Raw genomic sequence first — 11501 nt, 5'->3', positions numbered from 1 at the left:
GATGTATGCGCGTCCCCACGCCGGGGTCGATGCCAGAATGAGCCCATGGTTCACCCCGCCGTCTCCGACGTCACCCGAGAGATCCTCGCCGAGCTTCCCGCCCACCGACGTGAGACCTTCGAGTTGCGTCTCGAGCAGTGGTTTCCCGATCTGCACGACGCGGTCACGGCCGTCTATCCCGATCCCGACGCGGTGGCGGCCACCCTGGTGGAGATCGCTGCGCGCGCCTACGCGGCCCGCCCCGAGGATCTGCACCGGCTCGATCAGCGTCGGCTGCTCGAACCGGATTGGTTCCAGCAGCCGGACATGTTCGGCTACGCCTGTTATGTCGATCGGTACGGACAGACGCTGCGTGGGGTGGGCGAGCGACTCGACCATCTGACCGATCTGGGTGTCACCTACCTACATCTGATGCCGCTGCTGCAGCCGCGGCCCGGTGACAACGACGGCGGATACGCGGTGATGGACTACCGCGCGGTTCGCGAGGACCTCGGCACCAACGAGGACCTGCGGGCGCTCGCGGAAACGCTACGCGGACGCGGCATCAGTCTCGTGGTCGATCTGGTGCTCAATCACGTTGCCCGCGAGCACGAATGGGCCGAGAGGGCGCGCTCGGGCGATCCGAAGTATCGAGACTACTTTCTGATCTATCCCGATCGCACCACCCCGGACTCGTACGAGCGCACACTCCCCGAGGTGTTCCCGGACTTCGCGCCCGGCAGCTTCACCTTCGACGACACACTCGGCGAGTGGGTGTGGACGACGTTCAACGAATGGCAGTGGGATCTGAACTGGGCCAATCCCGCTGTGCTGCAGGAGTTCGCAAGCATCGTGCTGCACCTGGCCAATCTCGGGGTCGAAGTGCTGCGCCTCGACGCGATCGCATTTCTGTGGAAGCGACTCGGCACCAACTGCCAGAACCAGCCCGAGGTGCATGCGGTCACTCAGGCCCTGCGAGCCACCGCCCGACTGGCGGCTCCGGCCACGCTGTTCAAGGCCGAGGCGATCGTCGGGCCCCGCGATCTGCTGCCGTACCTGGGTCAGGGCCGGCACACCGGACGGGTCTCGGACATCGCCTACCACAACTCGCTGATGGTCCAGGTGTGGTCGATGTTGGCAACGGGCAGTACAGCATTGGCGCGCCACGCCCTGGCGTCGTTGCCGCCCACACCACCCAGCGGCACCTGGGTGACCTACGTTCGCTGCCACGACGACATCGGTTGGGCCGTCGACGACGGCGACGCGGCGTCCCTGGGACTCTCGGGCGCAGGGCATCGCCACTTTCTGGCCGACTGGTACTCGGGCGAATTCGACGGCTCCTGGGCCGAAGGCCTGGTGTTCCAGTACAACCCGGACACCGGTGACCGTCGGATCAGCGGCACCGCAGCCGCGCTGACCGGACTGGGGGAGTCCCGCCTGGATCCCGACGGCGCGTTCGGTCGAATCTTTCTCGCACACGCCATCATTGCCGGATGGGGTGGCATTCCCGTCGTATGGAGCGGCGACGAGCTCGGCTCCCCGGGAGATCCGAACTGGGCCGACGAACCGGCCCATGCCGAGGACAACCGATGGGTGCATCGGCCGCGCGTGACCGATGCCGATCGAGCCGGCCGATTCCAGCGGGGGAGTGACGCACAACGGGTGTTCGACGGAATCGCTCGCATCGCGAAGGTGCGCGCCGGCCTGCCGATGTTGCACGCCGAAGCGCCGGTGGACGTGCAGAGCGAGTCGGACGACGGTCTGCTCGTGGTGCGCAGGCGGCATCCGAGCGGCACCCTCGTCGCCCTCTACAACGTCACCGCCGAACACCGCTCGTTTCCGCGCGCGCAGCTGATCGAACTCGGAATTCCGGCCCCGGTCGAGGTTCTCTCGCAGCACGATCTGCAGGTCGACGACACCGGCTCGGTGTGGTTGCCGCCCTATGCGGCGTGGTGGATCGTCGACAACCCGCTGCGTTAGAGGAGGCGGTGCCGTGACCGGCCTGTTACCCTGCCCCGGGACGGTCGGTGGATACGAACAAGGGGACAATGTCGATGCTGCATGCTCGGATACGAAGTCTGGTGCTCGCCGTGGTGGCCGTGTTGGTGGCCACGATGGCAACGGTGCTGATGGGGACCGGTGTGGCGAAGGCCGATTCCGAGCTCGTCTACGTCTATTCGCCGTCGATGGACAAGAACATTCCGATCAAGGTGCTCAAAGCCGCCGGTGGGGGACCCGCGCCGACGCTCTATCTGCTCGACGGGCTGCGCGCACCCGAGGACAACAGCGGCTGGCTCATCGAGACCGACGTCGAGAGCTTCTTCGCCGACAAGCACGTCAATGTGGTCATCCCGTTCGGCGGGGGCGGCACCTTCTACTCCGACTGGCAGCGCGACGATCCCAAGCTCGGGCGGGTGAAGTGGGAAACCTTCCTCACCCAGGAGCTGCCGCCGTTCATGGCGGATCGGTTCGGTAGCGACAACGTGAACAACGCCGTGGCCGGACTGTCGATGAGCGGAACCTCGGCGCTGAACCTGGCCGCGCACCACCCCGACTTCTACAAGGCGGTCGCGTCGTTCAGCGGCTACCCGACCGCCAGCAGTCCCGGATTCGCCCAGGGCATCGCCGTCGCCGTCGGCGAGATGGGCGGCAACGCGCGCAACATGTGGGGCACCTGGCCGTCCGCGGAGTGGATCCGCAACGACCCGTCCCTCAACGTCGGTGCTCTGCGCAACACGGCAGTCTTCGTCTCCTCGGGTAGTGGTTCGCCGGCCACGGACCCGGTCTTCAACCCGGTCAGCAGCAGCTTCGACCCCGTCAGGTTCGCGCAGATGGTGCCGCTCGAGACGGCTGCAGGGATGAGCAGCCGGGCATTCGTTCCGTTGTTGCAGGCCGCGGGCGGGCGACCCAACGTCAAGATCACCGGTACCGGTGTGCACTGGTGGAACCACTGGGAGCAGCATCTGCACGAGGCGTGGTTCGAGACGATCGCCCCTGCCGTCGGCGGCTGAGCGTTAGTCTGTTCGCCATGACACCACCGAGGATCACCGTCGACTACACGGTGCTCGACTGCCCGGACCCGGCTGCGCTCGGCCGCTTCTACAGCACCATCCTCGGCTGGGAACAGTCTCGTGACGACGGCGATTGGGTGGTGATCGACGGTCCGGGTGATCTGCGGTTGGCATTTCAGAAGGCACCGGACTTCGTCCCCATCGACTGGCCCAGCGAGGGCATCAAGATTCACCTCGATCTGGTGGTGGACGACATGGAGCAGGCCAGGGACTTCGTCGTCGACGCCGGGGCCGAACTCATCGACCACGCGCAACCCTCGTTCTGGGTGTTCCGCGATCCGGCCGGGCACATCTTCTGTCTGTGCAAGAGGGACTGATCCGCAATGACCGGTGAAGCCGTACCCGTCCTGGTCGAGCGCTCCGCCGTGGTTCGGGCCGACGCCGCAACCGTGCACGCACTGATCGACGACTTTCATCAGTGGGTGACATGGTCGCCCTACGAGGGAGTCGATCCGGACCTGAAGCGCACCTACAGCGGTCCCGACGCCGGAGTGGGTGCCTCGTACTCGTGGTCGGGCAAACGCAAGGCAGGCGCGGGGACGATGACCATCACCGAGTCGGTTCCCGAAGAACGAATCGTGCTCGACCTCGCGTTCACCAAGCCGTTCAAGAATCGGAACGTCACGGCGTTCCTGCTCGAGCCCGTCGCGGACGGGACCCGAGTGACCTGGCGAATGTCAGGGAAGCAGAACAAGCTGTTCGCTCTGATCGGAAAAGTGTTCTCGATGGACAAGCTCGTCGGGCCGGACTTCGAGAAGGGTCTCAGGCAGCTCGCCGCTGTGGCAGAGAAGTCCTGAGCAGCTCCTCGCGCCGATCCGCTTGCCCGCCCAACCAGCGCGCGAGAACCTGACATCCTGTCGAGTCGCCCTCGTACGGCTCGCGTGCGTACGCGATGTGTCGCCCGCCGCCGGGATTGGCCCATTCGAATCGGTGCCAGCGCAACGACTGCGGTAGATAACCGGACACCTCGACGGCCGCGGTGCGGAGGCGTCGAACATCCTTCGCCCACTGCGAGGGTCGAAGGCGGGTTCGGGTCGCGTTCTGAAAGCTGTTGCTGCGCAACAGACGCCACAGCTCGCGAAGCCAGATTTTCGGGGTCCGGAACGACATCCATCGGGTGAGGTCCGCTATGTCACGGATCAGACTGTCGTCGCTGGCGTTGCAGATCATGTCGGACTTCAGACCGATCCACTCGACCGGAATCGACTCGGGCAGAGCCGGACCCGCACCGGCGACGCCACGTCCGGTGCATCCGTCGACGGCACCTACCGGCTGCTGAGGATCCGATATCAGACCAGCGGCAACGATGCGGCTGCCGTCGATCGTTCCAGCGTGCACCAGACCGAGCACCTCGCGTACGACGGTCGCGCCCTGGGAGTACCCGATCAGGGCGATCGGTCCGCTGGTGCCCTCGATGGCGCGGCGCAGGCGTCTGACGCCGATGTCTGCGCTGTGTCGAAAACACAGTCCGCCGAATGCGACCGGACCGTACGACGCCGGATAGCCGACCCACCGTCCGACGAACCGGTCGTCGAGCTCACCGACGACGCAGGCCAGCAGGCCCGTCACCCGCGTTCGGTGGTCGGACGGATGTGATTCTCCGGTACCTCCGACGGCGAGTACGGTGACCTTCTGCTGGCTCATGACTGTCAGTCTGGTGGGAGAACCTGAGCCCGACGCCCGACAAATGCTGAGAACTGTCTGGCAGTTCGGTCCCGGTCAGGCCAGAGCCGCGCGTACGTCCGCGAGAGCGTCGCGAAGGAGTGCCTCGTAGAGATCCGGGTCGGGTACGGCCGCGCTGTTGGAGGTGATTCCGACGGTGACGGTATCGCCGATGCCGTGCACTCCGTGGGTCAGGCTCATGGCCGGGGACAGGGCCGGGAAACCGGCGGTGAATCGGACGGAGCCGCCGCCGAACGTGAGGTCTGCGGCACCGCGCGAGACGCTGGAGACGACGGTGTTCCCGGTGACGGACGGAGGGACTGCGGTCGGATCGAACTGCGCGACGCCCCATTCGGCCAGAAATGCAGGCACGTGTGCTTCGACGGCGTCCTGTGACGCGCGGGCGGCCTCCGACAATGGATGGTTCGCGCGAGCACGACGCGCGGCCAGATCGGCCGATACGAGTCGACTGCGAGTGCGGATGTCGGGCTCGTCGGTGAACAGTCCGACACCGACGTTGCCGAAATTGTTTCGTGCGTCGGCTCGTGTGTCCCTCGCCAGCGTGACCTCGGCGGCAAGGTCCGGACCATCGCCGAGAAGCCGTTGCAGTGCAACCGATACTGCGGTCAGTACGAAAGTGGTGACGGTGGTGCCGGCGGACTGCAGGTCGGATTTCGGAAGCACGATGGTGCGCACCGACGTCCGGCCGGCGGGCGGCACGTCCAGGACGGTCGGCGCGCGCGAGTGTGCGGGCGGAGGGATCTCACCCGAGTCGGTGCCTCGTCCGAGGCTCAGCGCGTCGCGTCGGGCACGGACGCCGCCGCGAACCATCTGTGCCAGTCGAAGCGGGACGGTCGCAGCGGCAACGATGGTGGATGCCTGCTCGAACACCGCGGGAGGCTCCGCCCGCGCGGAGGCCGGTGGAAGTGGGTGCGTACCGAACAGGTCGCGGGCAGTGCGAGTGGCCAGTGTTCCGTCGGCTGCCGCGTGCGAAAGCTGGAGCACGGCAACGACGGCCGCGCCGCCGGGAGCGTCGGCGATGTTCGGATACAGGTGCAGGTGCCACACGGACACTCGGGGATCGACCTGACGGGCGAACGATGCCGCGATCGCGTCGAGGCACTCCGGCCAGGTGCGCGGCGCTCGGTGGACGGAGATGGTGTCGGGGCGCGGGCCCGCCTCGGTCCAGCGAGGATAGTCGAGACCGAATGCGACGTCGGTGATGCGTCGACGCAGAACCTCGATGCGCCCGCTGCGCTCGTGCAGTCGTGGCATTTCGGCGTCGAGGCCCTCGGATCCGTTGTCGAAGCAGTACAGCAGAAACTGGTCGCTCGGAATTTTCGACGCCATCCAGTACGCGCGCGCATCGGCCGGATGCAGGCGCGTCGATCGGGGGCGGCGGTTGTCGGCTCGAGCGCGGGGCACACGATGAGCCTATGCGGCACACTGCGAACCGAGATTTTACGTACTGATCGGTCCCGTTCTGTGATCTGTCACCAGGACGGGCCGAGGACTTCTTCGGTTGCCTGGAGGTCTACCGGTGCCATCGGCGCTAGCCTGGTCCAATGCATCGACCAGCACTGTGGCCGCGACGCCGTGGCACCCCATGGCGGGTGTCGTGACGCCCAGAGTTGCTTCGGGTTATCGGGCAGGACTGCGTTCCTCGACCAACGCCGCCGCATCGGCCGACTTCGTCACCGACATCTCCTACACCGAGTACGGCTCTGCGGCCTGCACCCTGGGGGTGGCGGCGGACAACACCGTCTTCGTCGCGCCCGCATTCACCGTCGACGGTGTCGGTGTACTGCGCTCGTCCGACTTCGGAAAGTCCTGGCGCGCATCGGTTCCCGACGGGGTGCAGCAGAGTCGGAACCGACCCTATCTGTACTTCGACGACGTCGACGAGCGGCTGTTTCTGCACGCCGGCCGTTTCGACGCGGTGCCGCCCCACCCGCTGCGAACGGGCTTCACCCTCGGAGTCAGCGACGACCGGGGCGAAACCTGGCGCACCCGGAAAGTGGCATCGAAAGCGAGGATGGACGCCAAAGTATTTGCCGGACCGAGTAATTCACGGTCGGGGAGAGTTACGTATCTCTCCGCGCCCACGCCGTTCGCAGTACGGGTGCGGCCACTGATCAACGTCACCCGGCAGGTCATCTGGCGGTCCTTCGACGGCGGGGTGAAGTGGGAGGTGGCCGGTGGTTTCGACATCGATTCGAAGAACATCCCCGGGTTGCCGAGTCGGGAGTACGTCGCGTTCGGCAAGGGCGTCGTCGCCCCGGACGGCACGGTCTACATCGGTGGCCGTTACGGCCGACGGTTCGCGGTGGCGGTCAGTCGCGACGAGGGCCTGACGTGGGACGTTCGGATGGTCCCCGGTTCGGCGCTGGCGAAATACCACAATGCAGTGCATTTTCTGCTGCTCGGATCGCGTTATCTGCTGCCGGAGTCGATGGCCGTCGACGACGACGGAAACGTGTACGCGGTGTGGCCGGACCGCGACGGGTTGCTGCATGCGGCCTGGTCCTCGGACGGTGCGGTGACGTGGTCGAGGCCGGTGGTGGTGTCGGCACCAGGGGTGCGCGACGCTCGCTTCGGCGCGATCACCGCCACCGGGTCCGGGCGAGTGGGCATCGCCTACTACGGACGTGAGAGGGGTCGTGCGTTCCACGGCTTCATCGCGCAGTGCCGTGACTTCCGTACCAGCGGCCCGGTGTTCGTCGGTGGAAAGTACAACGAACCCGACGCGCCGCTCTTTCCCTACGGGTTCTGCAGTGTCCTACCGGGTTTCGGGTCGAGGCGCTCACTCAACGAGATCGTTCGTGTGCATTTCGCCCCCAACGGTGACCTCGTGACCGGGGCGGCGATGCAGATGCGGGGAAGGAACAGGCAACGGCCGTGGGCGGCGCGATCGGAACACACCGAGATGCAGGCCGTCCTGGGCCGGCTGGGCCGAATCGTCAGCGCGTAGCAGCCGAAAGGCCCTGCAGCAGTGCGCTGCAGGGCCTTTCGTGATCAAGCGGAAACTCTAGGCGACGTTGATCATGCCGACGGTGGGGAAGAAGAAGCAGCTCTTGTCCGAACCGTCGAGGGCCTTGTGGTTCACGGTGCCGAACACCGCGGCGAGAACGGTTCCCGATCCGGTTTCGACGGGTACGGCGCGGGCACCGGCGGCAGGCAGCGAGTCGATCGCGCCGATGACGAACGGCCGAACGATGTCCTTCGCGGCGTCGGGCACGCCGGAGTTGGCGAGCATCGAGTCGGCGAGAGTGGTTGCCAAGCCGCCGAAGTCGGCGAATCCGCCCTTCAGGGTGTTGACGTTGAACCAGGCGACCTGCATCCCGGTCTTGTCTGCGGAATCGTTCACGATTCCGGCCGGGACGAACGCGAACATCGTCTCGCCCTTGTCGACGGCATTGAGCTCGGGAATCTCGATGGACGGCAGGAACGGCAAGGTGGGGATGGCCGGCGCGGTCAGCTGAGGCCACGGTCCGGCCGCTCCGCCTGCGACACCCGGAACGATGCCGAGGGGCGAGCCCGCCGTAGCGGCGCAGTTGATCGCTGCCGTGGGGTAGAAGAACGGAGTGATGCCGAAGTCGGTGAGGGCCTTGTTGGCCGCGTTCAGTGCGGCGAACGGATCGACGCTCGCGTCCTCGGCGACCGGGGTACGTGAGTCGGCGATCGCGGTCGCGGCGTCGAGTGAGGCACCACCCTGTCCCTGCAGTGCGGCGATCGCCTGCGCCAGCGGATCGGCCGGTGCCGGATCCGCTGCAGCAGTGGCGGGGACAGCGAGCAATGCCGCGCAGGAGAGCGCGAGCGCGCCGGCCAAACGGCTGAGGCGACGAGACATGTGTGACTCCTGTGACTGATGAGGCTTATGTTGCGTGTGCGCTGATACCACCACACATCATCTGGACGTCACAAGCTCAGCCGGAATCCGTTGTTCAATCGAGACGGTCCGAGCGACACAGTGCGCGGACAGCTAGCCCACGTCGATGCCGAAGTCGCGCACGATCCCCTCGAGGCCCGAGGCGTAGCCCTGGCCGATGGCACGGAACTTCCATTCGGCGCCGCGGCGGTACAGCTCGCCGAACACCATTGCCGTCTCGGTCGAGGCGTCTTCGGTGAGGTCGAAGCGGGCGAGTTCGCGCCCGTCGGACTTGTCCACCACGCGGATGAACGCGTTGACGACCTGGCCGAAGTTCTGGCCAAGGGCATCGGCGTTGTGAATGGACACCGGGAAGACGATGGAGTCGACGTCCGGGGTCAGGGCCGCCAGGTCGACATCGATGCTCTCGTCGTCGCCCTCACCTTCGCCGGTCCGGTTGTCTCCGGTGTGCTCGATGGCACCGTCGGGGGAGCGGAGGTTGTTGTAGAAGACGAAGTAGCTGTCGCTCAGCGCCTTCTTCGTCGTGCCGAGTCCGATAGCGCTGGCGTCGAGGTCGAAGTCGCCGCCGGTGGTGGCACGGACATCCCAGCCGAGACCCACGCTGACGGCGGTCAGGTTCGGTGCTTCTTTGGTCAGCGAGACATTTCCACCCTTGGCAAGCGTTACGCCCATGTCCATCCACTCCTCAGCGCGTTCGTCCGTGCATCGTCCACTCCACCATATTCATGTTCGAGATCTCGGTGCTCGAGGTGCACGTGTGAAGCCGGAGGGGAACGTGGTGGGTGTGAGCAGTGGGGCTGGCGGTACCGATGGGATTGTGGTGGGATACGACAAACGGTGAAAGATAGCAGTGGTTGTGCGATTTCTCGGGTAGGCGCGCCGCAGCGATCGAACGACGATGGAGATTTCTGTGCAGGTTTCGCGACGTGAGTTGTTCAAGTACGCCGCCGCGGGGTCCGCGGCCGCCGTCGGATTGGTTGCGTTGGGAACGGCGACCGCGCACGCCGACGCCGGGCTCGGCACCCTCGTCGACTACTCGGGTGGGGTGCCGTCGGCAGCGGCCATCAAGGCGGCCGGTCACCTCGGGGCCGTTCGGTACGTCTCCGATCGGCGACCGGATGCGAACTGGATGATCGGTAAGCCGATGCGCAAGTCCGAGGCCGACTCGCTGACGTCCGCAGGGCTGGAAGTGGTCTCGAACTATCAGTTCGGCAAGGGGGCCACGTCCGATTGGCGTGGCGGGTATGCGGCGGGTGTCAAGCATGCAGAGCGGGGACTCGAACTCCACCTCGCCGCCGGTGGTCCGACGGACCGCCCGATCTACGCGTCGATCGACGACAACCCCACCGCCGTGGAGTTCGCAACTCTGATCGCGCCGTACATCCTGGGCTGGCAATCGGTGATCGGAGCCGAGAACACGGGGATCTACGCCAACTCACCGACCATCGAATTGGCCTCGGTCGCCGGACTCGGCCAGTGGTATTGGCAGCACAATTGGGGAACGCCCAAGGGCTTCGTTCACCCCGATGCTCACATTCATCAGATTCGAATCGACAAGGATTTCGTGGGCGGCGTCAAGGTCGACATCAACAACATTCTGAAAGCCGACTACGGGCAGTGGTCGAAATCCGAGGCGAACATTCTCTGAAATAACATCGATGTAATTCATTGCGACCATTCTCGAATGCAACGCATCGTTGTTTTCGGAATTCGTCCGAATCGACAATTTCGCCCCCGGCTTCCGATGAAGCCGGGGGCGAAACTGTCGGTGGAGCAGATACGAGCTACGGAACGTAGACCGTACCGATGGTGGGCAGGAAGGTGCAGCTGCGCGGAGCTGCGGCCGGATCTTCCTTCGACTGCGTGGTGATCGAACCGGAGATCACCGAGAGGACGCGTCCGGGGCCTGTGTCGGCGATCGCGGACAGCGTTGCCGGACCGTCGGTGTTGATCATGGCCGCGCCGGTCAGGTCCTGCGTTCCCGAGCGACGGTTGTCGATGTTGAGCCACGTCACCGTCAGGGGAGCTGCCTGCTGCGCAGCGACGGGCGCAGTGCCGAGGGCGGTGAAGACGAAGCCGGCCTGTCCTGCGCCGGGTCCGGGAGGCGGCAGGGTGGCCGGTCCCGGTACGGCGAGGGCGGTTCCGACGGAATCGGCGGTGTCGGAAATGCATCCCTTGCCGAGCGTCGGGTAGAGGAACTGGGCGATGACGGGTCCGTCCGACGGCAGTTCGGGTCCGCCGCCGCCGGAGCCGTCCAGGAAGGTGATGACCCGTTCGAGCAGTGCCTTGACCTGGTCCGGGAGCTGCGCGGTTTCCAGCAGGGTGCGGGCCTGGCCGAGCAGGTCCGCCGCCGGAGCAGCTCCCACGTCGGCAGGTCCGGCTGCGGCACCGAGAATGGCCGGTGCGAACGAGGCGAGTGCTTCGACGTCGGCCAGGTTCGGCATCGGCTCACCGGGGGCGGGGAGGAACTGAGCGATCAGAGCAGCGGGATCGGCCGGTGCTGCGGGCAGATCTGCCGGTGCCATCGGCACCAACGGCTGTGCGGATGCGCTGGTCGGCACGACGAGTGCGGCGGCTGCGGCTACGGCCAAGGCTGTAACTACGCGACGCGTTCCGCGGGTACGAAGCACGGTGATATTCCCCATTCTGATCATGACGCGGGCCCACGGCGACAGCCGGTGCTCGAGGGGTCACTCTATGTAGCGCAATCCCCGATGTACAGCTGTTGTCGGTGGAGCCCTCCCCCGTCGCATCTTTGCCAGGGCAGTCTATTGGTCACACGCTGCGAATTCTCCGCAGGCGCACACGATAACCTGTTACTGAAGTTATCAGTGTGAAAGGTGATGCAAATGTTACTCCGGTGCGCAGGCGGTTGGGGCGCATGAGCGGAGCCCTATAAG

General features: G+C 65.9%; 11 protein-coding genes. 6 read left to right on the top strand and 5 right to left on the bottom strand.

What is annotated here, in order from left to right; all coding sequences use genetic code 11:
* Positions 1-45: 45 nt before the first annotated feature.
* The 4 genes from CH274_RS25835 (at position 46) to CH274_RS25820 (ending at position 3847) form a co-directional block, all read left to right on the top strand.
* Complete coding sequence (locus CH274_RS25835; RefSeq protein ID WP_094659325.1) at positions 46-1959, top strand: alpha-amylase family protein; 1914 nt, start codon at positions 46-48, stop codon at positions 1957-1959.
* A gap of 74 nt (positions 1960-2033) precedes the next feature.
* On the top strand, positions 2034-2990 hold the full coding sequence (locus CH274_RS25830; RefSeq protein ID WP_094659580.1) for an alpha/beta hydrolase: 957 nt from the start codon (positions 2034-2036) through the stop codon (positions 2988-2990).
* Between the two features lie 17 nt (positions 2991-3007).
* Positions 3008-3367 (top strand): VOC family protein, encoded by a 360-nt coding sequence (locus tag CH274_RS25825; protein ID WP_032394056.1) that lies wholly within the window; start codon positions 3008-3010, stop codon positions 3365-3367.
* A 6-nt stretch (positions 3368-3373) separates the two neighbouring features.
* Positions 3374-3847, top strand: a complete 474-nt coding sequence (locus CH274_RS25820; protein ID WP_094659324.1) for an SRPBCC family protein — start codon at positions 3374-3376, stop codon at positions 3845-3847.
* On the opposite strand, the gene CH274_RS25815 is transcribed toward CH274_RS25820, so the two are convergent.
* Together CH274_RS25815 and CH274_RS25810 are read right to left on the bottom strand one after the other, a co-directional pair.
* A complete protein-coding gene (locus CH274_RS25815; protein WP_094659323.1) occupies positions 3813-4694 on the bottom strand; it encodes a PE-PPE domain-containing protein in 882 nt (293 codons plus the stop codon). The genes CH274_RS25820 and CH274_RS25815 overlap by 35 nt on opposite strands.
* Positions 4695-4769: 75 nt before the next feature.
* On the bottom strand, positions 4770-6137 hold the full coding sequence (locus CH274_RS25810) for a WS/DGAT domain-containing protein (protein WP_143546641.1): 1368 nt from the start codon (positions 6135-6137) through the stop codon (positions 4770-4772).
* Between the two features lie 115 nt (positions 6138-6252).
* Between CH274_RS25810 and CH274_RS25805 the strand changes: the two genes are divergently transcribed.
* Positions 6253-7683, top strand: coding sequence for a sialidase family protein (locus CH274_RS25805; protein WP_143546640.1), 1431 nt, complete (start codon positions 6253-6255; stop codon positions 7681-7683).
* A gap of 57 nt (positions 7684-7740) precedes the next feature.
* Here CH274_RS25805 and CH274_RS25800 read toward each other — a convergent pair whose 3' ends face one another.
* Positions 7741-8562, bottom strand: a complete 822-nt coding sequence (locus CH274_RS25800) for a hypothetical protein (RefSeq protein WP_094659320.1) — start codon at positions 8560-8562, stop codon at positions 7741-7743.
* A 132-nt stretch (positions 8563-8694) separates the two neighbouring features.
* Positions 8695-9273 carry a TerD family protein gene (locus CH274_RS25795; protein WP_032394223.1) on the bottom strand — a complete coding sequence of 193 codons (579 nt, stop codon included), beginning with the start codon at positions 9271-9273 and terminating at the stop codon, positions 8695-8697.
* A 226-nt stretch (positions 9274-9499) separates the two neighbouring features.
* On the opposite strand from CH274_RS25795, the gene CH274_RS25790 reads away from it, so the two are divergent.
* Positions 9500-10249 (top strand): DUF1906 domain-containing protein, encoded by a 750-nt coding sequence (locus CH274_RS25790; protein WP_032394061.1) that lies wholly within the window; start codon positions 9500-9502, stop codon positions 10247-10249.
* 136 nt (positions 10250-10385) lie between these two features.
* On the opposite strand, the gene CH274_RS25785 is transcribed toward CH274_RS25790, so the two are convergent.
* Complete coding sequence (locus CH274_RS25785; RefSeq protein ID WP_052049291.1) at positions 10386-11246, bottom strand: Rv1157c family protein; 861 nt, start codon at positions 11244-11246, stop codon at positions 10386-10388.
* Positions 11247-11501 lie beyond the last annotated feature (255 nt).

The organism is Rhodococcus sp. 06-418-5, assembly GCF_002258285.1.
Lineage (GTDB): Bacteria > Actinomycetota > Actinomycetes > Mycobacteriales > Mycobacteriaceae > Rhodococcoides.
The sequence above is the reverse complement of the archived record's forward strand: the minus strand, read 5'-3'. Positions and strand labels throughout refer to the sequence as shown.